Source organism: Clostridium cellulovorans 743B, from assembly GCF_000145275.1.
In the GTDB taxonomy this organism is placed as follows: domain Bacteria; phylum Bacillota; class Clostridia; order Clostridiales; family Clostridiaceae; genus Clostridium_K; species Clostridium_K cellulovorans.
In genome coordinates this window covers 2,802,922-2,827,008 of the sequence record NC_014393.1, presented here as the reverse complement: position 1 = coordinate 2,827,008, position 24,087 = coordinate 2,802,922, and the positions used below count along the sequence as shown (strand labels likewise).

17 protein-coding genes are annotated in these 24,087 nt (G+C 30.2%); 16 read left to right on the top strand and 1 reads right to left on the bottom strand.

The annotated features are described in order from the left end of the window. Positions 1-10: 10 nt before the first annotated feature. Positions 11-952, bottom strand: coding sequence for an IS982 family transposase (locus CLOCEL_RS11930; RefSeq protein ID WP_013291748.1), 942 nt, complete (start codon positions 950-952; stop codon positions 11-13). A 403-nt stretch (positions 953-1,355) separates the two neighbouring features. On the opposite strand from CLOCEL_RS11930, the gene CLOCEL_RS11925 reads away from it, so the two are divergent. From CLOCEL_RS11925 to CLOCEL_RS11850, 16 genes are all read left to right on the top strand, one after another. After that, complete coding sequence (locus CLOCEL_RS11925) at positions 1,356-2,180, top strand: flagellin N-terminal helical domain-containing protein (RefSeq protein ID WP_013291747.1); 825 nt, start codon at positions 1,356-1,358, stop codon at positions 2,178-2,180. Between the two features lie 259 nt (positions 2,181-2,439). Next, positions 2,440-2,781, top strand: coding sequence for a hypothetical protein (locus CLOCEL_RS11920; RefSeq protein ID WP_010077577.1), 342 nt, complete (start codon positions 2,440-2,442; stop codon positions 2,779-2,781). Positions 2,782-3,100: 319 nt separating this feature from the next. Further along, positions 3,101-3,925: a flagellin N-terminal helical domain-containing protein gene (locus CLOCEL_RS11915; protein WP_013291746.1), complete on the top strand. Its 825-nt coding sequence runs from the start codon at positions 3,101-3,103 to the stop codon at positions 3,923-3,925. 159 nt (positions 3,926-4,084) lie between these two features. After that, a complete protein-coding gene (locus CLOCEL_RS11910) occupies positions 4,085-4,909 on the top strand; it encodes a flagellin N-terminal helical domain-containing protein (RefSeq protein WP_013291745.1) in 825 nt (274 codons plus the stop codon). A 377-nt stretch (positions 4,910-5,286) separates the two neighbouring features. After that, positions 5,287-6,117: a flagellin N-terminal helical domain-containing protein gene (locus CLOCEL_RS11905; RefSeq protein ID WP_013291744.1), complete on the top strand. Its 831-nt coding sequence runs from the start codon at positions 5,287-5,289 to the stop codon at positions 6,115-6,117. A gap of 98 nt (positions 6,118-6,215) precedes the next feature. Continuing rightward, positions 6,216-6,560 (top strand): hypothetical protein, encoded by a 345-nt coding sequence (locus tag CLOCEL_RS11900; RefSeq protein ID WP_010075438.1) that lies wholly within the window; start codon positions 6,216-6,218, stop codon positions 6,558-6,560. A gap of 236 nt (positions 6,561-6,796) precedes the next feature. After that, complete coding sequence (locus CLOCEL_RS11895) at positions 6,797-8,854, top strand: polysialyltransferase family glycosyltransferase (RefSeq protein WP_010075437.1); 2,058 nt, start codon at positions 6,797-6,799, stop codon at positions 8,852-8,854. A 217-nt stretch (positions 8,855-9,071) separates the two neighbouring features. Next, positions 9,072-11,003 (top strand): DNA gyrase/topoisomerase IV subunit B, encoded by a 1,932-nt coding sequence (locus CLOCEL_RS11890; RefSeq protein ID WP_010075436.1) that lies wholly within the window; start codon positions 9,072-9,074, stop codon positions 11,001-11,003. 14 nt (positions 11,004-11,017) lie between these two features. Next, positions 11,018-13,888: a DNA topoisomerase IV subunit A gene (locus CLOCEL_RS11885; protein WP_010075435.1), complete on the top strand. Its 2,871-nt coding sequence runs from the start codon at positions 11,018-11,020 to the stop codon at positions 13,886-13,888. Between the two features lie 18 nt (positions 13,889-13,906). Next, positions 13,907-14,470 carry a DJ-1 family glyoxalase III gene (locus tag CLOCEL_RS11880; RefSeq protein ID WP_010075434.1) on the top strand — a complete coding sequence of 188 codons (564 nt, stop codon included), beginning with the start codon at positions 13,907-13,909 and terminating at the stop codon, positions 14,468-14,470. A 98-nt stretch (positions 14,471-14,568) separates the two neighbouring features. Next, positions 14,569-15,783: a M16 family metallopeptidase gene (locus CLOCEL_RS11875; protein WP_010075433.1), complete on the top strand. Its 1,215-nt coding sequence runs from the start codon at positions 14,569-14,571 to the stop codon at positions 15,781-15,783. Between the two features lie 24 nt (positions 15,784-15,807). Further along, positions 15,808-17,946 (top strand): heavy metal translocating P-type ATPase, encoded by a 2,139-nt coding sequence (locus CLOCEL_RS11870; protein WP_010075432.1) that lies wholly within the window; start codon positions 15,808-15,810, stop codon positions 17,944-17,946. A 22-nt stretch (positions 17,947-17,968) separates the two neighbouring features. Then, a complete protein-coding gene (gene hydE, locus CLOCEL_RS11865; protein WP_010075431.1) occupies positions 17,969-19,009 on the top strand; it encodes a [FeFe] hydrogenase H-cluster radical SAM maturase HydE in 1,041 nt (346 codons plus the stop codon). A 26-nt stretch (positions 19,010-19,035) separates the two neighbouring features. Continuing rightward, positions 19,036-20,832 carry a single-stranded-DNA-specific exonuclease RecJ gene (recJ, locus tag CLOCEL_RS11860; RefSeq protein WP_010075430.1) on the top strand — a complete coding sequence of 599 codons (1,797 nt, stop codon included), beginning with the start codon at positions 19,036-19,038 and terminating at the stop codon, positions 20,830-20,832. A 91-nt stretch (positions 20,833-20,923) separates the two neighbouring features. After that, positions 20,924-22,588 carry a sensor histidine kinase gene (locus CLOCEL_RS11855; protein ID WP_010075429.1) on the top strand — a complete coding sequence of 555 codons (1,665 nt, stop codon included), beginning with the start codon at positions 20,924-20,926 and terminating at the stop codon, positions 22,586-22,588. Between the two features lie 107 nt (positions 22,589-22,695). Continuing rightward, positions 22,696-23,769, top strand: a complete 1,074-nt coding sequence (locus tag CLOCEL_RS11850) for an undecaprenyldiphospho-muramoylpentapeptide beta-N-acetylglucosaminyltransferase (RefSeq protein ID WP_010075428.1) — start codon at positions 22,696-22,698, stop codon at positions 23,767-23,769. Positions 23,770-24,087 lie beyond the last annotated feature (318 nt).

Genomic DNA, 24,087 nt, shown 5'->3' with positions numbered 1-24,087 from the left:
TTGGAAATTATTATCCGAATACTAATTCTTTAATCTTTGATATTTCTATACCTATATTAAAAAATTTATTTATAAAATAGCAAAGATTATGAGCTAATATTTTATTTGATATTCTTGTGGCAAATCCCCAAGTTGATTTTGTAAGAACCCTCTGCATATTTAATTGCTCGGAGAGCTGAGAAAAAGTAGTTTCTACTCTACGACGAGCCTTGAATATCAACTGCCTAAAAGGTTTTAAAAGTTTAGTTTTACTATTGTTACGATTTATTGTTAAAAGACGAATGTACCTTGTTTCTTTTAATTGCGAAGCAACTTTTTGACCTATATATCCTTTATCACCTATTAGTATATCAATCTCTGAATTAGCTGTGAGTTCCCAGACGACATCTCTGTCATCAATATTTGCTGCTGTTACAGTAAAATCTGTGATATAGCCATCGAGGGCTACTAAAGCATGTAATTTGAATCCATAATATGTTTCTTTTTTCGAAGCGCATCGCCCGTAGGCAGCCTCCGGCTTAAAAGCTTTATGGAAATGAGCTCTCCCAAACTTACACACAGGAATTGGCATACTATCTGCAATTCTTATTCGGTCATATTGATAGTTAAGAAATTTCGTTAACTCTTTACGAATTTCATCAATGACTCGAAATAATGACTTTCTAACTCTATGAAACCTCGGCCTACTACAAAAGTTGGGAAATAAGTCTCGTAGGTTTTTAGAGCAAAATCCAAACCATGCTTTTTCAGAGTCAATGGTTAAGAGTTCACCTACTAAAGAAATCGTAATTATTTCGCTATCAGTCATTACTGATTTAGCGATGTTACGACGATTTTTAATAAATGTTGGAGTTACTTTTTGGTAAAAGTCATCAATTATAACATAAGTGACAACAATAAAATCTTTTAAGTCATTTATTGTTATGGTAGAATCTTTATTAAACTCTGGCATATAGGTTAGCCTCCTATCATTAGATTAGTGGTGTTTTTTAATGATAGGTTAGCAAATATGCTGGAGTTTTTCTATTTGTAAGTATTGCCAGCGTATTTAACTAGCACAACGGGTTAATTTAGCATTTAACAATGTATTAAATAAATATTAAGGAAAAGAAACAATTCTCTATCTATTTATTATAGATAGAGAATTGTTTTTTTTTATTATTGATATAAATTAAAATCAGAAGATAAAAAGTGATTATATATAAGGGATTGGCGAAATGATGAAAAAATAATGAAGAAATTCATAGAATGGTGTAAAGTAAAGTTGAATACTGTCGATAAATACAGTGTAAGGGCAAAATTACTAAATAAAAGCACAAGGATGTGCGATTTTCAAAATCAAGGAGGAAAATATAATGATTATTAACCACAATTTAAACGCAATGAATGCACAAAGAAACATGAGCATCAATAATGGTTCTGCTGCAAAGTCAATGGAGAAATTATCTTCAGGTTTAAGAATTAACAGAGCTGGAGATGATGCTGCAGGTTTATCAATTTCTGAAAAAATGAGAGCTCAAATTAGAGGTCTTAATCAAGCTTCAAGAAATGCTCAAGATGGTATTTCTTTAATCCAAACAGCTGAAGGTGCTTTAAATGAAACTCAAAGCATACTACAAAGAATGAGAGAATTAGCAGTACAAGCAGCAAATGATACAAATGTTGCTGTTGATAGATCTGCTATAAAATCAGAGATTGACACATTAACAACTGAAATTGATAGAATAGCTAAGACAACTCAATTCAACGAAAAGAATTTATTAACTGGTTCTTTAGCAGCTACAGGAGTTAAACTGCAAATCGGAGCTAACTCAGATGCTAATTTAACACTAGAAATTAAAATAGGTTCGATGGCTGCATCAGCACTAGGAATTTCAGGATTAGATGTTGCATCAAATGGTGTTGCAACAGCTGCAATAACATCAATAAACAGTGCTATAAAAACAGTATCAACACAAAGATCAAGCTTAGGAGCTAACCAAAACAGATTAGAGCACACAATAGCTAACTTAGATAATGCTTCAGAAAACTTACAAGCAGCAGAATCAAGAGTTAGAGACGTAGACATGGCTAAAGAAATGATGAGCTTTACAAAGAATAACATTCTTCAACAAGCTGCACAGGCTATGCTTGCTCAAGCAAACCAAGCACCACAAAATGTACTTCAATTATTAAGATAATTTGATCAAATAAAAGCCTTGTTATAGACCAAGAATTTCTTGAGCTATGCAAGGCTTTTATTTAAATATATTACTAAAATTAATCTCATTAAGAATATGGATACTTTATTACTAGAGATTTATATAAGCATAAAAACAATATAATAAAAATCGAGATTAGAATAATACTAGATATAAACTAGTTAACTTTAATTATATACCTGAAACGTAGCACGGTATAATTTAATTTCCCAGTAGACGAAAGGATGGACTTTATTATATGGACAATAAATTAGCGAATGAGGAACTTGAAACAACTATTTTATTCTTAAGAAATCTTAATGAAAAGCTTAAAGAAGTTGCTGAATATTATTATGAAAATAACCTAATTGAAGGTAATAGTAATATTATAAACATTATAGATGATTTTAATATTATAATATCGGGAGCTAATAATATATTTTATAAAAAATATGATTCAGAAGCTTTTAATTCTTTGATTGGCCAATTATTTGAGGCTATGGAATCTCAGGATAATATATTGATTGGAGATGTAATAACTTATGAATTTGTTCCAATAATTTCTAAACTTGCGGAAAACTTTGAAGAACAAATAGAATAAATTAAAAAACATAATTCAAATCATTAAGATAATTAATAATAAAAGAACTCACTTTAATGTGGGTTCTTTTATTATTTAAGGAGAAAATCAGTTTCAATATAGTACTTTAAATTGAAACCAAATATTGACTTAAATATGGATGCAATATAGGTTGTGAAACGTTTTTGATTAAATGAAAAAAATAAAAAGAAAATTAAAAGAAAAAATGTGTCGAAAAGTGTAAAGTAGAAATAAATTATGTCGATAAATGTAGTGTAAGGGCGAACTTACAAAATACAAAGCACAAGGATGCGCTGAGCAAAATCAGGGAGGAAAAGCAATGATCATTAATCACAATTTAAATGCAATGAATGCACAAAGAAATATGGGTATAAACAATGGTAATGCTGCAAAATCAATGGAGAAATTATCTTCAGGATTAAGAATTAACAGAGCTGGAGATGATGCTGCAGGTTTATCAATTTCTGAAAAAATGAGAGCTCAAATCAGAGGTCTTAATCAAGCTTCAAGAAATGCTCAAGATGGTATATCACTAATTCAAACAGCTGAAGGTGCTTTAAATGAAACACAAAGCATACTACAAAGAATGAGAGAATTAGCAGTACAAGCATCAAATGATACAAACGTTGCTGTTGATAGATCTGCTATAAAATCAGAGCTTGACACATTAACAACTGAAATTGACAGAATAGCTAAGACAACTCAATTCAACGAAAAGAATTTATTAACTGGTTCTTTAGCAGCTACAGGAGTTAAACTGCAAATCGGAGCTAACTCAGATGCTAACTTAACACTAGAAATCAAAATAGGTTCAATGGCTGCATCAGCACTAGGAATTTCAGGGTTAGATGTTGCATCAAACGGTACTGCAACAGCTGCAATAACATCAATAAATAGTGCTATAAAAACAGTATCAACACAAAGATCAAGCTTAGGAGCTAACCAAAACAGATTAGAGCACACAATAGCTAACTTAGATAATGCTTCAGAAAACTTACAAGCAGCAGAATCAAGAGTTAGAGACGTAGACATGGCTAAAGAAATGATGAGCTTTACAAAGAATAATATTCTTCAACAAGCAGCACAAGCTATGCTTTCACAAGCAAACCAAGCACCACAAAACGTACTTCAATTATTAAGATAGTCAATTTATATTTATAAATAAAGTTATTATTAATGATTAGAAACTGAATTATTGATGTGTCAAAAGTATTGAAAAAACTATAAAAAATATAATGTTAAAAATAGACTATAAAATAGAAGCACATGGAAGTGCTAATGTAAAATCAGGGAGGAAAAAACAATGGTTATTAATCACAATTTAAACGCAATGAATGCACAAAGAAACATGAGTATCAACAATGGTAGTGCTGCAAAATCAATGGAAAAATTATCTTCAGGTTTAAGAATTAACAGAGCAGGAGATGACGCTGCAGGTTTATCAATCTCTGAAAAGATGAGAGCTCAAATCAGAGGTCTTAACCAAGCTTCAAGAAATGCTCAAGATGGTATTTCTTTAATCCAAACAGCTGAAGGTGCTTTAAATGAAACACAAAGCATACTACAAAGAATGAGAGAATTAGCAGTACAAGCAGCAAATGATACAAATGTTGCTGTTGATAGAGATGCTATAAAATCAGAGCTTACAACATTAACAACTGAAATTGATAGAATAGCAAATACAACTCAATTCAACGAAAAGAATTTATTAAATGGTTCTTTATCTACTACAGGAGTAAAGCTACAAATTGGAGCAAATTCAGATGCTAATTTAACACTAGAAGTTAAAATTGGAAAAATGGATTCGGCTGCTCTATCAATAAGTTCAATTACAGTTTCTTCAAACAGCGGTGCAACAGCTGCAATAACATCAATAAATACTGCTATAAAGACAGTATCAACACAAAGATCAAGCTTAGGAGCTAACCAAAACAGATTAGAGCACACAATAGCTAACTTAGATAATGCTTCAGAAAACTTACAAGCAGCAGAATCAAGAGTTAGAGACGTAGACATGGCTAAAGAAATGATGAGCTTTACAAAGAATAATATTCTTCAACAAGCAGCACAAGCTATGCTTTCACAAGCAAACCAAGCACCACAAAACGTACTTCAATTATTAAGATAGTCTATATAATAAAAAACTCACCTATTATGGTGAGTTTTTTATTTATAGCTGAAAAACATTTTCTATGCCAGCGTAGAAAATGTTTTAGTGCTGAACAAAAAACTTTTATAAAATATGCAAATTATTAATAATGGCAAAAGAAAAAAATATAGGAGGTTAGGAGGTATCGTAATTGACAATACTTGCAGGGGTATATTACAGTTATTAGAATAATTAACTGTAATATTAATTGTATAAAAGTAAAAATTATTTCAAAAAAATAAAAAAAGGTGTAAAGTAAATAAAATAGCATACGATATAGTTAATGTAAGGGAAACCTTGCTAAAAAAATATAGGCACATGGAAGTGCTGAGTAAAAATCAAGGAGGAATTTTACTATGGTTATTAATCACAATTTAAATGCAATGAATGCACAAAGAAACATGAGCATCAATAATGGTGGTGCTGCAAAATCAATGGAGAAATTATCTTCAGGTTTAAGAATCAACAGAGCTGGAGATGACGCTGTAGGTTTATCAATCTCTGAAAAAATGAGAGCTCAAATCAGAGGTCTTAACCAAGCTTCAAGAAATGCTCAAGATGGTATTTCTTTAATTCAAACAGCTGAAGGTGCTTTAAATGAAACACAAAGCATACTACAAAGAATGAGAGAATTAGCAGTTCAAGCAGCTAACGATACAAACGTTACTATTGATAGACAAGCTATCGGTGCTGAAATAAAAACTCTAGCAACAGAAATCAATAGAATAGCTAGCACAACTCAATTCAATGAAAAGAACTTATTAAATGGTTCTTTATCTTCTCCTGGTACTGGAGTTAAATTACAAATCGGAGCAAACTCTGATGCTAATTTAACATTAGAAGTAAACATTGGATGTATGGCTGCATCAACATTAAAAGTATCATCATTAGGAATATCTACAAATACTTCAGCAACAGATTCAATATCAAAAATAAACGATGCTATAAAAATAGTTTCAACTCAAAGATCAAATCTTGGAGCTAACCAAAACAGATTAGAGCACACAATAGCTAACTTAGATAATGCTTCAGAAAACTTACAAGCAGCAGAATCAAGAGTTAGAGACGTAGACATGGCTAAAGAAATGATGAGCTTTACAAAGAATAATATTCTTCAACAAGCTGCACAAGCTATGCTTGCTCAAGCAAACCAAGCACCACAAAACGTACTTCAATTATTAAGATAATTTATAGTACATATAAGCCCTGCCATGTGGCAGGGTTTATTTTATTTCAAAAGAATATACATTTTTATAGATAACATAAAAGGAGGACTAATTTATAGATGAGTAACCATTTGAAAGATCAAATAGCACCTGAAGAAAAAGACACTACCCTTGAATTTTTAAAAAGTGTTAAAGATAGTATAAAAGAAGTTTCAAATTATTATCGCGAAGATGATATTCCAAAAGGCAACTTAGGAATAATTAATATAATTGATGATATTAATATTATCTTGAGTGGCGCTTCTACTTTATTTTTAGGGATATTAGATATAGAGAGTATAAATCCTATACTAGAAGAATTGGTTTTAGCCATTGAATCAGGGGATTATACGTTAATTGCTGACTTATTGACTTATGAGATAGAGCCGATTATTACTAAAATTGAAGAGGAATTTATTGATTAATAAACATATTGAAAATTGTTTAAGCTGTAATAATATAAATGTAGAATTCAATATAAAGTAAGAAAACAGTATCTATGGTACTGTTTTTTATTTTATATAGACATACAAAATCTATTTGAGTTATAATACAGTTATAAAACTTAACTAAAACTTAACTATTTGTTTATCATATAGTAACAATAGACTAGGTGTAATATCACTAAAAGGAGTCGTTACTTGCGTAACGTAAGGACAAAATGGCAAAACATCTAAATAGTATAAAAGAAATAAAACATCACTTAAAGAAAAAGATAATTAATTATGACGTTTCTTTGGTATCTATAATAATAATAAGGCATGAAGAAAATAAAAATATTATGCCAATTATAAATAGTATAAAAGATGAAACATATAGAAAAGTCGAAATACTAGTGGGGGATTGTTGTATAGAAGATGATACAGAACTCACAGCGTACATAAGTAGTGATAGAAAAATTATTTATGAAAAATATGACAATATCGATGAGTCAATAAAAGAATTATCTGATAGAGCTCTTGGCGAGTATATGAATATAATATTATCAGAAGTTCAATTTTCAACACAAAGAATAGAAACAATGATGAATATTATTTTAGAAAGTGAGAAAATTATTTTTGTTGCTAGTGATAATGCAGATTTAAATAATATAGAGGATGAAATATTTAAACCTAAAAATGAAAACGATAACTCTGTGCTTGGAAATTTGATTTCTAAAAATACTATTGCTGAACTATTGAAGGATCATAAAGTTAATTTTTTAAATCAATGTAGTGGAGTTATATTTAAAAGTTCATTTAAAAAAACTTTTTTAGATAATTATAAAGTAGATTATTTTAGATTATGGTCTGAATTTATGAAGTTTGGCCATGGTTTTTATGTTAATAGACAATTGATAGCTTCTCATGAGAAGCAAGAATTATTTTTTACCTATTTGGAGAGAAGTAGTGAAGAAAGTTGGGTGTATTATACTGTTTTAAAGTTGATGACTAATGTTGAGAAAGACGCACTCATAAATCAATGGTGTGAAAGTTTATTTTATTCTATAGCTGAAGATATAGCAGGATTTAAATGTGAAAAGAAAAAAAATAAGGACTATAGGCTTCCTTTGTTGTTAGCTGATATTTCTGAGTTTGTAAAAAATGACGAAACACTTAAAGTTCCTAACACAGCATTAGCTGCTATAAAGTCTTTAGATGAAGAGTATTGCATAGCAAATATCGATAGGGATAAGGTTCTATTTTCATGTGTTACTGTATATCACTTATTTACATCAGCTATCTTATCTGAAATATATTATAAGGATAAGAAAAAAGTTTTAATTCTTAGCAACCTCATTGAAAGTGCGGAAAAATTATATGAGAATCTTAAAAAATCTTGTATTTGGGACCAAGTGATATTATTTGATGAAAAAAGAGTTTTGGATAGCCATTCAGCAGAGGAGTATAAAGAACTTTTTTTAGAGTGTGGAACTCTTCATTATTTTACTTTTGGAACACCTTTAAATGAATCGATAATTTCTTTAATAAATCCAAATACAAAGATGATTTTAACTGATGAAGGTCTTATGACCTATTTTATAAAAGAATTTCTTCCAGGGTATATAATAAATCGAGGATATACAGCACGTCAGATAAAATTAGATTTTGCAGATGAAGTATGGGTTTATAACAAGGATTTAATTATCTCTGAATTTGAGCAACCTGTAAGGGAGATTCAGATGCCCGAAAAAGAAAAATTAAAGCCAATAGTACAAAAGTTAAATTTATTATTTAATTATAATCCAAAACCAATGGAGGAGGGCGTATTATTTTTCGATCAATATTTTGAATATTCAGAATTATTTACCAAAGAAGATGAAATTACTATGCAAGCATCGATCTTAAATGTTTTAGATAAGCAGAAAACTTTCGTTAAAAAGCATCCAAGGATTGATATAAGTAAGTATAATAATACTAGTATTACTATAATGGAGAATTCTGATTTGCCTTGGGAATTATTAAGACTTAATGAACTTATGGAGAATCAATCAAAACCAAGGGTTTTTGTTACATATTTTTCTACTGCTATTCTTACAGACTTTATGATAGGAAAAAAGTATAGTGCAGAAAATAATAGTTATATATTACTTGAAAAAATTATTAAAGAATTTGGATACCATGAAGATTTAAAATTTTTATATAAGATTATTGAAAAATTAGAAAATAATTTTCACAAAAAGATTTATTTACCTGAAACAATAGATCAATTATCAGAAGTTTTTGAACAAGTAAAGTAAGAAATAAGTTAGTCATTATAGATTGAAGATCATCTATAATGGCTTTATTTTTTACTTAAAGTATTTTGAGGTCTTGTCAGAAATTTTTGTAGTAGATAGTGATATTTTATAAAGTAACGAACTTTTGTTCTTGTAATTATTGAAAATCTCTTTACTATAGCTTAACAATACATTAAAATATCTATTGTGATTAAATAATAGGAGGAGACCTAAGGAGATGGGAAATAGTTATGACGTTACATCCTTAACCTCTCTTGAGAAATTAGAACCAGTAAGAGTAAGACCAGGTATGTATATTGGTTCAACAGGATCTAAAGGGCTTCATCATTGCCTTTGGGAGATTCTGGATAACTCTATAGATGAGATTACTAATGGGTATGGTAATAAGGTTACGATAATATTAAATAAAGATAAGAGTATTACTATAATGGATAATGGTAGGGGAGTTCCTACAGGTATTCATCCAATAAAGAAAAAAACTGGAGTTGAAATGGTTTATACAGAACTTCATACTGGTGGAAAGTTCAATTCTAGTAACTATAAAACTTCTGGCGGACTTCATGGTGTTGGTGCAGCTGTAGTTAATGCTTTATCAAAGTGGTTAGAAGTAGAAGTATGTCAGGATGGAAAAATATTTAAGCAAAGATTTGAATATGCTTATGATAAAAAGCTTAAGAAGGTTATGCCAGGTACAGCTGTTACCAACCTTGAGGTAATCGGTCAAACAAATGAGACAGGAACAAAGGTAACATTTTTACCTGATAAAGAAGTGTTTTCTACTATAGATATTAAGTTTGATACAGTAGATGAAAGGTTAAAAGAAATATCTTTCCAAAATAAAGGTATTTTTCTTGAATTGATAGATGATAGAGGCGAGGAACAAGTAAGAAAAGAGTATTTTTCAGAAAGAGGGCTTCTTGATTTTATAGATTACTTAAACGAAGCTAAGACATGCCTTCATAAAGAGCCTATATTGATTTCTGGAGAAAGAGAAATAGGAAATGTAAAAATGTATGCTGAGGTATGTATGCAATTTACAGATTCAACTACAGAAACAATAATGAGCTATGTAAATAATATACCAACTACAGAGGCAGGAACACATGAGACAGGTTTTAAAACTGGCATGACAAGAGCCTTTAAAGATTGTGGGAAAAAGTTTGGTATTATAAAGGATAAAGATTTTGACGGAGAAGATTTAAGAGAAGGGCTTACTGCAATAGTAAAAATAAACCTTACAAACCCTATCTTTGAAGGCCAGACGAAAACAAAGTTAGGTAATAGTGAAGCTACTACTATGATGAATGATTTATCTTATACTAAGCTTTGTCAGTGGATAGAGGATAATAAAGAGTTAGCTTCTATGTTTATCAATAACGCTCTAGCAACAGCTGCAAGAAAAGAGAAGATAAAAAAGATTAATGAACTTGAGAGAAAAAAGGTTGGTAAAGGAGCTGCTCCACTTGCAGGTAAAATCGCAGTTTGTACATCAAAAGATAAAGCTATAAGTGAGTTTATAGTTGTTGAGGGAGATTCTGCTGGTGGTTCAGCAAAACAAGCTAGAGATAGGCGTTTCCAGACAATCATGCCTTCAAAGGGTAAAATAATGAATACGGAAAAGCAAAAGCTTGAGAATGTTTTAGGTAGTGAGGAATTAAAGATATTCAATACTGCTATAGGAACAGGTATACTTGATGCTTATGATGAAAAGGATTTGAAGTACGATAAGATAATAATAATGAGTGATGCAGACGTAGATGGATACCATATAAGAACACTTTGGATGACTTATATATATAGATATATGAGGCCTCTTATTGCCAATGGACATTTATATATGGCGCAACCACCGTTATATAAGGTTTATAAGGAAAGTAAAAAAGGTGAAATACATAAATATGCATATAGTGATGATGAGTTAGAAAGTGTTAAAAAGGAGATCGGAAAAGGTGCTTTAATACAAAGGTATAAAGGACTTGGGGAGATGAATCCAGAACAACTTTGGCAAACAACCTTAAATCCAGAAACTAGAACCCTTTATCAGATAACCATAGAAGATGCAGCAAAGGCAGAAAAAATGGTATCACTTCTAATGGGAGAAGTTGTTGAGCCGAGAAAAAATTATATGTATAAATATGCTGAATTTTAGAAAGGAACAATGCTATGGCTAAAAAGATTGATATACCTACTGATAGTAACATCATACAGGTTCCTCTTGAAGAAGCGATGCCTGAAAATTACCTTCCTTATGCAGTTGAGGTTGCAAGAGATAGAGCGCTACCGGATGTTAGAGATGGATTAAAACCTGTTCACAGAAGGATTCTTTATGGAGCACATCTTCTAAAAGCTTATCCTGATAGACCTTATTATAAGTCTGCAAGAATTGTCGGAGACATTTTGGGAAAATTTCATCCTCATGGAGATAGCTCTGTTTATGATGCAATGGTAATTCTTGCTCAGGATTTCACTACAAGAAAGCCACTAATCGATGGACATGGTAACTGGGGTTCTATAGATGGAGATAGTGCCGCTGCTATGCGTTATACTGAAGCTAGACTTACTCCTTTAGCTCTTGAAATGCTAAAGGATATAGATAAAGATGTTGTTAATATGGTTAATAACTACTCTGATTCGGAATTGGAGCCAGAAGTTTTACCAGCAAAATATCCTAATCTCCTTGTAAATGGAGTATTCGGTATCGCTGTTGGGTTAGCTACAAATATACCACCTCATAATTTAGGAGAAGTTATTGATGGAACTTTAGCTTTTATCGATAATAAGGATATTACTACAAAGGAACTAATGAACCATATTAAAGGTCCAGATTTACCTACTGGTGGAATTTTGATAGGTAAGGATTCAATATTATCTGCTTACGAAAGTGGTAATGGAAGGGTTACTTTAAGAGCAAAAACAAAAATAGAAAAATTAGAAAACGGAAGATTGGGAGTTGTAATCACTGAATTCCCATTTAGAAAAAATAAGGCTAGATTACTACAGAGTATTTCTGAAATGACTGCTGATAAGAAACATTCTAAGGCTTTAGAAGGAATAGCAGATATAAGAGATGAATCAGATAGGACAGGAATTAGAGCTGTAATAGAATTTAAAAAATCTGTTGATGAAATGCAAGGGGATAAAATACTAAAATATCTTTTGAAAAAGACAGAATTACAAGTTAACCTTCCATTTAATATGGTTGCTATTGCTAGTGGTAAGCCTGAAACAATGGGATTAAGAACTATGTTATGGCATTATATAGAGCATCAGAAAGAGGTTGTAACAAGGAGGACTAGAAAAGAATTAGAGATTGCTGAAAGACGATTCCATATTGTTGAAGGGTTTATAAAAGCTATAAATATTATGGACCAAATAATCGAAACTATAAGATCTTCTAAGTCTAAAAGTGATGCTTCACAAAACCTTATAGCAAAATTTGATTTTACAGAACTTCAAGCTACAGCAATATTAGAACTTATGCTTTATAGGCTTACAGGTTTGGAGATAACAGCCTTTGAGAAAGAATATAAAGAATTAAGTAAATTGATAAGGAAGCTAAAAAATATTTTGGATAGTGAAAGAGAACTTTTAAATGTTATAAAGCAGGAACTTTTAGAAATAAAAGACAAATATGCAGATGCTAGAAGAACACAGATTATAGATGATGAAAATGAAGCTAAAATAGATATGGACGAATTGATAGTAGTTGAAGATATTGTAATAACTCTATCTAATGAAGGATATATTAAAAGAGTTCCTCAAAAGACTTATGTGAGATCAAATTCTAATCCTCAAGATATAGAGTATAGAGAAGGAGATTACAATAGATTTATTATAAGTTCTAATACTCTTGAAACCATATTAGTATTCACTGATAACGGAAATATGTATCAATTCAAAGGAAATGCTATTCCAGAACTTAGGTGGAAGGAAAAGGGCGAAAGACTTGATACTATTATTAAAGGAATGAATCTTGATAGCGAGCGAATAGTAACTGCTTTATCTATAAAAGATTTTAGCGGACCATTTAATGTTCAGTTTATAACCAATAAAGGTATTATAAAGAAAACTTCTTTGAGTAAATTCGCCTCTTCATATACGAAACTTATGGCTATTAAACTGAAGGAAGACCAAAAGCTTGTGTCTGTAGAGATTTTTGATTGTGAAAGAGAAGAAAGATTTGTACAAATCTTAACAAGCCAAGGTCTAACTTTTACAGTTAATGAACCAAAGCTTGATGATAGTGACAGAATGATTCAAGGAACTATGCTAGCTACTATACCAGCTAAGGATTCCATAGAAAAAGCTGAGTATATAGAAATAAAACCTGAGATAAAGAGATTTAGAGTTGAACTTACAAGTAAAGGTGAACTTAAAGTTGGTGCAAAGGGTAAAGAAAATTCTAAGGCAGTTTATACTGATAGTGAAGCTCGATTAATCATCATAACTAGTGAAGGAAATGTACTTAATATTGCGTCAAATGTATTAGAAAATGTTACGGAACCATTTAATATCGTAAATAGCTTTGGGGAAATTGATAAATCTAATAAATTTATTGGAATAATCAATGTAAGTGACTTTAAAGAGGACAGCTATATTATTTTCTTTTCTAAGAGAGGTTATGTAAAAAAGACATCCTTAAAAGAATATCAGGGAGAATATTTATGCTCTCAAGGTTATAAGCTTAAAAACGATAGTGATGAATTAGTTGGTGCTTCTCTTATAAAAAATGAAGCTGAAAATTTTGTTTTGGTAACCCAAAAAGGAATGGCCATAAGAGTTAATTGCAACGATGTGAATGAAATGGGTAAAATTGCTTCAGGAGTTATTGGTATATCCTTAAAAGATGAGGATTTTGTTATTTATGGAAATACTATAAGTGATAATGATCATTATATTAAGATAACTACAAAAAATAAAGAGGAAAAAGATTATAATCTCAGCGATTTACCGATTCAAAATCGTGCTACAAGAGGTAAAAATATATTTATTGCTGGACTTGAAGATTATATAATTAAGATAAACCAAAAATAATTTTGAGAGGTGATAAATGTGAAAAAAGCAGCAGTGTTATTTGCTACAGGGTTTGAAGAAATAGAAGCATTAACTGTAGTTGATGTTTTAAGAAGAGGTAAGGTTCAATGCGATATGGTTTCATTATATGGTGAAAATGTAGTCGGCGCCCATGCTATTGAAATAAAAACAGATAAAGATTTTGACTTAGTTAACTTTAAAGATTATGACATAATAGTTTTACCAGGTGGAATGCCAGGATCCACTAATCTTAGAGCAGATGATAGAGTTATAAACTTAGTTAAGGATTTTAATAATAAAAATAAGTTTATTGGGGCAATATGTGCAGCACCTATAGTTCTTGAAAAAGCTGAAGTTGTGGGAACAAGGAAAATTACATCTTATCCAGGAAGTCTTGAAAATCAAAATGCTTTTGACTATAAGGAAGAGATAGTTGTAGTTGATGGAAATTTAATAACTAGTAGAGGTCCAGCTACAGCTATAGAATTTTCGTTAAAGCTTATTGAATTACTAATAGGTAAGCATCAATCAGAAGCTCTTAGAGAAGGTATGATGGTGAATTTCTACAATAAGAATATTTAAAAATATAATATAAGGTTGTCTGTAAGTTAAGTTAATAAGCTTTCTGTAAGTTTTATTAGCTTATATCTAGAGACAGCCTTTTATTTTAGGAGGTAACTTTGAAAAAGTTTTATTTAGAAAATGGTATTAAGATTATCTATGAATATAGAAATACAAACTTGACGTCATTTTGCATTTCATTAGATGCTGGTGCTGTGAGAGAAGATGAAAAGCTAGGACTAGCACATGTTACAGAACATATGGTTTTTAAGGGAACAAGTACTAAAAATGAATTAGAAATAAATACTCTATGCGATAAGTATTTTGGATTTAATAATGCAATGACAAATTATCCTTATGTTATATATTATGGCACTGCCTTAAATGAAGATTTAGACAATGCCTTTATGGTCTATAGTGATATATTAGTAAATCCATCATTTAAAGAAGAGGGTTTTCAGCAAGAAATGAATGTTATTAAGGAAGAATTACAAGAATGGTCAGAGGATAATGATCAACATTGTGAGGATTTACTTTATAAAAACTCCTTTAGTAAAAGAAGAATTAAGGAATTAATAATTGGTAATGAAGAAACATTGAATGGTATTAAGTTATCAGATATAAAAGAATTTTATAATAAATTCTATGTTCCGTCTAATTGTGTAATTGCTTTTGTAACTTCCCTTTCTGAAAAAGAGGTTTTGGATATTTCACGAAAATATCTTGAGAATTGGAATAAAACACCAAGCACTATACATAAACCTTATTATGAAACTAATAAACCAGGGGTATTTATTGATAATAAAGTTTTTAGTGGTAGCAAAATTCAGTATTCATTTCCTATCCATCATTTAAATCAAAAAGAAATGAAGGCATTAAGATTGTTTGATGCTTACTTTGCACAAGGAACTAGTAGTAAGCTGTACCATAATATTAGAACCTTAAAAGGGTTTGCTTATGATGTTTCATCAGCTATACGATATGAAAGAGATATAAAAACATATAATCTATATGTTTCAACCTCTACTAAGAATATAGATGATGTTGTGGAAGTGATTGATAGACTGATTAAAAATTCAAAAGAGGAATTAATTATAGATAATGAAAGATTGAAGGATATTAGAAAATCCTTTATGGTAAAAAGGGAACTATTCATAGAAAAGTCAATTCAACTAGCAAAGGAATTATCGACCTATGAAACGATGTTTGATAACTGTGAAATATTTTATGAAGAAGTTCAAGAATTAGATTGTATTACAAGAGAAGATATAATTAAGGTTGTAAATAAAGTGTTTAATAATGCTACTATTGAAATACTAAGAGGACATGATTAGCAAATACCCCATAAGGGAGGTAAAATGACCGATAAATTCAAGGGGAAGATTATACTTCTAAAAGATTACCATGATACAAAAGAGAATTTTAATAGAGATAAAGACTATGAAATAAAAGAAAATAGATATAAACAATTAAATTCTATGGATCATAGTAATGAAATTGAAGATAGAGTATTGGGGAAAAGTGAAAAGAGGCAAGAAGCTAAATGCAGTTGTGGTCATGATCATGAGCATAGTCACAGTAATTGTACCTGTGATGTAAAAAAGCATCACCATGAACATTGTAGTTGCGGTTGTAGTCATTGTGAACAAGAAATTAGTATTAGTGAGATAATAAGGATAGCTGTAGCAACGGCTATGTTTATGTTGCCGTTGATGAGTATATTTAGCAATACACAAAAGATAATTTTTTACCTAGGAGCTTACATAATATCGGGATATCCTGTTATAGGAGAAGCTTTAAGAAATCTTTTTAGAGGCGAAATATTTGATGAGAATACTTTAATGACCTTAGCATCTTTAGGTGCCATATATTTAGGGGAATTTCCAGAAGCTTCAGCTGTAATGATTTTTTACTGTGCTGGTGAACTGTTTCAAAGCTTTTCAGTAACAAAATCTAGAGCCTCCATAAGAGAACTTTTAAATTTGAAGGTTAAAAGTGCTAATAAGATAGTTGATGATGAAATAATTAATATAAGTCCAGAAAAGTTAATGGTCAATGATACTATTTTGATTAAGCCAGGAGAAAGAGTACCTATAGACGGAATTGTCATTGATGGAAATACTACTGTGGACACTTCTTCACTTACTGGTGAAAGCTTACCTAAAAAAATTAAACCCCAGGAAGTTTTACTTAGCGGATTTATAAATATATCTTCTCCTGTGCGGTTAAGAGTTATAAGAAGGTACGAGGATTCTACAGTTTCAAGAATAATGGAACTAGTAGAAAACTCTACGGATAATAAAGCCAAAACAGAAAGGTTTTTAACTAGGTTTTCGAAAATTTATTCTCCTATTGTTGTAGCACTGGCTTTATTATTGATAATTGTTCCTACTTATCTCTTACAAATAGGAAGTTTTCAATTATGGCTTCATAGAGCACTGGTTTTTTTAGCTGCATCTTGTCCATGTGCATTGATTTTATCTATACCACTATGTTATTTCATGGGGATAGGGGTTGCTTCTAAAAATGGTGTTCTTATAAAAGGATCAAATTATCTTGAAGGTCTGTCTAGAGTAGATACGGTTGTTTTTGATAAGACAGGTACTTTAACAAAAGGAGTATTTGATATTTCTAAGATAATTCCGAGTGGCAATATTAAAAAAGAAGAGTTGCTAGAAATTTTGGCACATGGCGAATTTTATTCAAACCATCCAATCGCAAAATCTGTGTTGAATAACTATAAAGGGAAAGTAGACAAAAACTTATTAAAAGATTATGTAGAGATACCTGGTTATGGTGTAAAGGTGAGATATAAGGATGAGACACTAATTTTAGGAAGTATAAAGCTTATGAAAAGGTTAAATATTTCTTGTATAGATGATATAAAAGGAACTATTGTATATATAGCTTTAGGAAATAAATATTTAGGTAAAGTTGTTTTTGATGATATAATCAGAGAAGAATCAAAAAAGGTTATTAAGGACCTTGTAAAAATGAAAATAAATAATATAATTATGCTTACTGGAGATAAAAAACAAAGTGCAGAGTTAGTAGGAAAAGCGTTGGGCATTAACAAGATGTATGCTGAGTTACTTCCTCAGAATAAGGTGGAGATGATGGAGAGAATCATCACTAAAAAGAATAGTACAGTGGTTTTTATCGGTGATGGTATAAATGATGCACCGGTGCTAGCAAGAGCTGATATAGGTATATCTATGGGAAATATTGGTTCTGATGCGGCAATTGAAGCATCTGATATTGTTTTATTAAGGGATAACTTAGAAAGCTTTAGCTATGCAATAAAAGTATCTAAATATACAAAAAAGATTATCATAGAAAATATTATTTTAGCATTAGGTATAAAAAGCGTGGTTCTAGTCCTAGGTGCTTTTGGTGTTGCCGCTATGTGGGAAGCTGTATTTGCTGATGTAGGAGTGACACTTTTAGCTGTATTAAACTGTATGAGGATAAAAAGTTCAACATTTAAGATAAAGTAAACTGAATTTAGGAGAGGATCAGATGTTAGATTTAATAAAAAAAGCTGAAGAAACCCATTGTCTATCGAAGTCAGAAATAGTTTTGATTCTTGAAAATGATCAATATGATGAGGAACTTTTTTCAGCAGCAAATAGAGTCACAGAAAAATATCTAGGAAATCAAGTTGAGTTAAGGGGACTTTTAGAGTTTACTAATGTATGTAAAAGAAATTGTCTATATTGTGGTTTAAGAAGAGAAAATAACAATATAGAGAGATATAGATTATCAAAGGAACAAATTTTAGATTTTTCCAAGAAAGCTGTTAGCTATGGCTACAATACAATTGTACTCCAAGGCGGAGAAGATGATTATTTTACAGTAGAAAGATTAAGTGAAATCATAAAAGAAATAAAGCAATTAGATGTAGCAATAACCTTGAGTATAGGCGAAAAAAGTTATGAAGAATATAAAGCTTTGAAGGAAGCTGGTGCTGACAGATATTTGATTAGAATAGAAACTACAGATAAAAAACTTTATGAGGATATGGATCCAGGGATGAGTCATGATGAAAGAAAAAGGTGTTTAAGAGATTTAAAAGCTTTAGGATATGAAGTTGGTTCAGGAATCTTAGTAGGGCTGCCTGGACAAACTTTAGAATCTTATGCTGAAGACATTCTTTTCTTTAAAGAAGAAGACATGGATATGGTTGGAATAGGACCCTTTATACCAAATGAAGATACTCCTTTGAAAGATGCAAAGGGCGGAGATTTTAAAACAGCTAGAAAAATCATGGCAATTATGAGGCTTTTAATGCCAGATATAAATATCCCAGCTACTACTGCAATGGAGACTTTAGAGAAAGAAGGTAGAATTTTAGCTTTAAAAAGTGGTGCAAATGTAGTTATGCCAAACATAACAGAAGGGGAATATAGAGCACTTTATGCACTATACCCTGGTAAGATATGTATAGGAGATACACCTTCACATTGTGTTTCATGTATAACTGGAAAAATCTTAAGAGCAGGAAAGGCTATTTCTAAAACAAAAGGTTTTAGAAGAAAACAGTTGAATTCTGATGTATAAACACCTAGAGAAAGAAGTGTAGAACTATGATAAAAAGATGGACTATTAAGCCCATGACAAAGGCAGCTCAGAAATTAGCAACGGATTCTTTTATTTCTCCAATTATAGCAAAGTTATTGTGGGACAGGGGAATTAGAGATAAAGATGAAGTTGAGAAGTTTTTAAAAGGAAGTATAGATGAGATGTATGATCCATTTCTCATGAAAGATATGGATTTAGCTACATCAATAATTATAAAAGCTATTTTTGAAGAAAAAAAAATAGTAATATACGGTGATTATGATGTTGATGGCGTTACTAGTACTGTGATAATGTTTAAGGCTTTAAAAAGAGTTGGTGCTAGAGTTACTTATCACATCCCTGATAGAGAGAAAGAAGGCTATGGATTAAATAAAAAATCTATAGAGGTCTTAAGGGAACAAGGAAATTCAGTAATTATAACAGTAGATAATGGAATTGCTGCTGTTGAAGAAGTAAAATATGCTAAGGAAATTGGATTCCAAGTTGTCATAACGGACCATCATGACTTGCCTTTTGAAGAAAATGAAAAAGGTGAGAGAAAAGAAATATTGCCTAATGCCGATGCTATAATAAACCCCAAAAGAAGCGATTGTAATTATCCTTTTAAATACTTGTGTGGTGCATCGATAGCATTTAAATTTGCAGTTGCTCTATTTATAAAAAGAAAGATTGACTATAAAGAAGCTTATAATGAATATCTGCAATTTGCAGGTATTGCAACAGTGTGTGATGTAGTTGATTTAATTGATGAAAATAGGGTTATTCTAAAAAATGCATTGAAATCCATAAATAATAGTAAAAATATTGGAATTAATTCATTAAGGAAGTTTACGTTAAGTTTAGATAAAGAAATTTCTGTTTATGCCATAGGATTTGTTATGGGACCTTGTATAAATGCTACAGGTAGGCTTGAAAATGCTAAAATGGCAGTTGAGTTACTATTAACAAAAGAATTGGAAATAGCCGAGAATTTGGCCAAAGAACTTGTTGATCTAAATAAAACAAGACAAGATATGACCACTGAAGGTGTTGAAAAAGTTGTTAAAGAAATCGAATTAGGTGATTATTATAATGATAAAGTACTTGTGGTTTACGAACCGACAATTCACGAAAGTATTGCTGGAATAATTGCTGGTAGGATAAGAGAAAAGTATAATAAACCTACAATAATTTTGACAAAAGCTGTAGAAGGGGTTAAAGGCTCCGCAAGGTCCATTGAGGAATATAATATTTACGAAGAATTATTAAAGTGTAAAAATCTTTTAGATAAGTTTGGAGGACATCCCATGGCTGCAGGAATGTCTCTCAAAGAAGAAAATATTGAGCCTTTAAGAGAGACACTAAACGGCAAGTGCATTCTTACTGATGAAGATATGATACCAAAGGTTGTTATTGATTTCCCACTAAGTTCACATAAGATAGATGATAGCATTATTTATGATATAGGTGAACTTGCTCCTTTTGGCAAAGGCAATAGCACACCTTTATTTGGAGATAAGAATCTTTTATTAGAAAAGGCAATGGTCTTTGGAAGTGATAACGGAGTTTTAAAACTAGTTTTCAATGTTCAAGGAAGAAGGATTGATGCAGTAGCCTTTAAAAAATATCTAGAATTAATGGAAATAATAGAAGAAAATTGGGTAAATGACAATTATGGAGAACTTTTACCATATAGTACTGGATATTTAATAAATATACCACAAGATTTAAGATTAGACATAATATATACCCCTGAATTTAACGAATATAAAGGAAATAAGAAAATTCAACTCAAGGTACATGAGTTAAGAATATCAAAATAATCAAAATATTTCAAAAAAAGTGTTTAATTTTCCATAAAAATAGAGTAGAATTAGACTATCAAAGCTTATTATATTTTTAAGGAGGTTTTCAATGAAATCTCAAAATGACGAAATTCGAGATATAAAGATAGAAGAGCTGATAGACTATTCTATTCAATTAAAGTTCAATTACGATATTATGAAAAGAGCAAAAAATAAAAATAAAGAGAATTATTTAGATTTAAGCTTTATTCTTAATAGCATATCTGAGGGCTTTATACTTTTAGACGAGGAGTTTAAAATTAATTTTTTAAACAAAGCTGCAAAAGAAATATTCCAATTTAATGACGTAAGTATTGAAAAGGATTTAACATATAAAAATAGAGAAGAAATTAAAAAATACTCAAAAGATATAATAAATATATATGATGAATACATTCTTAAACATGAAATCTTGAAAAAGAAGGCAATAAAAATACAAGTTAAAGATAAAGTAAAATATATAAGCATTTCTTCTACAATCGTGGAAGAAAAAGATAATAGTTTGCAAACTTCTAAAACTATTATTACACTTAATGATGTAACTGAAGCTACTATTAATGAGATGATTTCAGAAGAACAAAAATTTTTCATCGATGAAATCGTTAATAATATTGATTTGCCACTATGTGTGTACTTATTTCCATCTGGAGAAATGAAGTACATAAATGAAAAAATGAAGAAAGCAATGAGATTAAATTCCGGATATATCAATAATATTTTTAAAGTCCAAGATCAAACCATGCATGAAACCTTAATGGAGGTTTTCAAGGAACTTGATGCTACTCGCTGTCCTAAGAATTATGACCCTATTGCTGTAGTTGATGAAAATAATAAGACAGTATATTATAGGTTAAAGTTTATACCTTATGAAAATCGTGATGGTGAAATAAAATATGTTTACTTATATGGAATAGACGTGACAAAGGAAATTAAACATAGTTTAGAACTAGAAAAAGTAAATTTTATGAAAAATGAATTTTTTAATCTTATATCGCATGAATTAAGAACGCCCCTTACATTAATATATTCATCTATTCAGCTTGCTAACGAGATATATAAAACTGAAATAACTGAAAATTTGGACAAGACGTTAACTAGAATCAATAAAAATACAGGAAGGCTTTTAAAGCTTGTTAATAATATTTTGGATATTTCCAAGTTAGAAGCAGGATATATGGTTTTAAATATTACTAATACAGAAATCGTTAGCAATACTGAAGATATTGTAGAATCAGTAATTTATCATTCAAATATGAAAAATGTTAATGTAGTTTTTGATACTTATGAAGAAGAAGTATATGTGCATGTCGATAAGGAAAAATATGAGAGAATAGTTTTGAACTTATTATCCAACGCTATTAAATTTTCAAATGATAACAAATCGATTTTTGTAACTATGGATTTTACAGAAAATCATTTTATTTTATCAGTTAAAGATCAAGGTGTTGGAATTCCAAAAGAAAAAATAAGCACTATTTTTAATAGGTTTTATCAAGTGGATAATTCACTTACTAGAAATGCAGAAGGTACTGGCCTTGGCTTATCTTTAGTTCAAAAGTTAGTAGACCTTATGGATGGAGAGATTTCTGTAGATAGCGAAGAAGGTGTGGGCACTACATTTACAGTAAAATTACCAAGGATAAGTAAAGGCGATGTTCAAGAAGAACTTAAAGAAATTTCAGATAGTGCTTTAGGGAAAAAAGCTATAATTGAATTTTCTGATGTGATAAAATAAAAAATTACTACATATATTTATAATAAACTATAAAATTTAAAAATATATTTGTAACAAGGTTACAACCCTTATATAATAGTAAGCAGTAATACTAAGGAGTTGATACCATGAGTAAGTATAAAATAATCATGACCGGAGGCGGATCAGCAGGGCATGTAACCCCTAATTTAGCATTAATTCCAAAGCTAAAGGATCTTGGTTATGATGTTGTTTATATTGGATCAAAGAATGGAATAGAAAAAGAAATTATAGAAGCAGAAGAAATTAAATATTTTCCTATTTCAAGCGGAAAGTTAAGAAGATACTTTGATATTAAAAATTTTACAGATCCTTTTAAAGTAATAAAAGGACTATTTGATAGCATAAAAATAATTAGAAAAGAAAAGCCAGATATCATTTTCTCAAAAGGTGGTTTTGTTGCAGTACCAGTTATAATAGCTGGAGGTTTTTTAAAGATTCCAACGATAGCTCATGAATCTGATATGACTCCCGGCCTTGCAAACAGAATCTCGATACCATATTGTACAAAAGTATGTGTAACTTTTTCGGAATCTGTTAAACATATAAAAAATGACAAAGGAGTCATTACTGGAACACCAATAAGAGAAGAAATAATGGAAGGAAACAAGACTAAAGGCTTGAAGCTTCTAAGATTTACTGGTAGCAAGCCAGTTATACTTGTAATTGGTGGAAGTCTTGGTTCAAAAGCTATTAATGATATCATTAGAGAAGCTCTTAATGAGCTTACAGTTAAATATGACATTGTTCATATTTGTGGTAAGGGAAATATAGATATATCTATTAAAAATAATTGTAGTTATAAACAATTTGAATATGTGAAAGAGGAACTAAAGCATTATATGGCTGCAGCTGATCTTGTTATATCAAGAGCTGGTGCAAATGCAATTTTTGAGCTACTTGCTTTATGCAAACCAAACATTTTGATTCCTTTATCTAAAGCATCTAGTAGAGGAGATCAAATATTAAATGCTGAGTCCTTTGAAAAGAATGGATATAGCATGGTTATACAAGAAGAAGATTTAACAAAACAACTTCTCCTTGAAAAAGTTGATAAACTTAATATAAGTAAAGGACACTATATTGAGGCTATGAAGAAATCTGCTCAAAAAAATGGTGTAGATAATATTATTAAAGTTATAACTTCCTATACTAAAAAATAATTATAAGAAGTCCAGACTTAAGTAGATTAATTAATTTACTTAAGCTGGACTTCATTATTTTTATTGAAGTATAATATAAGTACTATTTAAGCCGAAGCTAGTTACTTATTTATATATGATCTGATTAAAAATCGACATTGATTTGATAAACGTTATATGTACTTAATGTAGAGACATTATTGTAGTATATATATAAGTTTTAATAAAAAAGATTCGTAGGTTATATTGATTTTTCAATATGTCTATAGGACTCTGAGGAAGTTTTAATAATGGAAATCATATAGTGTGATGATTATACAATTGTGAAAGGTAGAGTAT

Coding starts and splice junctions, on each gene's coding strand:
- CLOCEL_RS11910 (WP_013291745.1), top strand. CDS start 4,085: ATGGTTATTAATCACAATTTAAACGCAATGAATGCACAAAGAAACATG.
- CLOCEL_RS11900 (WP_010075438.1), top strand. CDS start 6,216: ATGAGTAACCATTTGAAAGATCAAATAGCACCTGAAGAAAAAGACACT.
- CLOCEL_RS11905 (WP_013291744.1), top strand. CDS start 5,287: ATGGTTATTAATCACAATTTAAATGCAATGAATGCACAAAGAAACATG.
- recJ (WP_010075430.1), top strand. CDS start 19,036: ATGATAAAAAGATGGACTATTAAGCCCATGACAAAGGCAGCTCAGAAA.
- CLOCEL_RS11850 (WP_010075428.1), top strand. CDS start 22,696: ATGAGTAAGTATAAAATAATCATGACCGGAGGCGGATCAGCAGGGCAT.
- CLOCEL_RS11930 (WP_013291748.1), bottom strand. CDS start 952: ATGCCAGAGTTTAATAAAGATTCTACCATAACAATAAATGACTTAAAA.
- CLOCEL_RS11895 (WP_010075437.1), top strand. CDS start 6,797: ATGGCAAAACATCTAAATAGTATAAAAGAAATAAAACATCACTTAAAG.
- CLOCEL_RS11855 (WP_010075429.1), top strand. CDS start 20,924: ATGAAATCTCAAAATGACGAAATTCGAGATATAAAGATAGAAGAGCTG.
- CLOCEL_RS11925 (WP_013291747.1), top strand. CDS start 1,356: ATGATTATTAACCACAATTTAAACGCAATGAATGCACAAAGAAACATG.
- CLOCEL_RS11870 (WP_010075432.1), top strand. CDS start 15,808: ATGACCGATAAATTCAAGGGGAAGATTATACTTCTAAAAGATTACCAT.
- CLOCEL_RS11920 (WP_010077577.1), top strand. CDS start 2,440: ATGGACAATAAATTAGCGAATGAGGAACTTGAAACAACTATTTTATTC.
- CLOCEL_RS11890 (WP_010075436.1), top strand. CDS start 9,072: ATGGGAAATAGTTATGACGTTACATCCTTAACCTCTCTTGAGAAATTA.
- CLOCEL_RS11885 (WP_010075435.1), top strand. CDS start 11,018: ATGGCTAAAAAGATTGATATACCTACTGATAGTAACATCATACAGGTT.
- CLOCEL_RS11915 (WP_013291746.1), top strand. CDS start 3,101: ATGATCATTAATCACAATTTAAATGCAATGAATGCACAAAGAAATATG.
- hydE (WP_010075431.1), top strand. CDS start 17,969: ATGTTAGATTTAATAAAAAAAGCTGAAGAAACCCATTGTCTATCGAAG.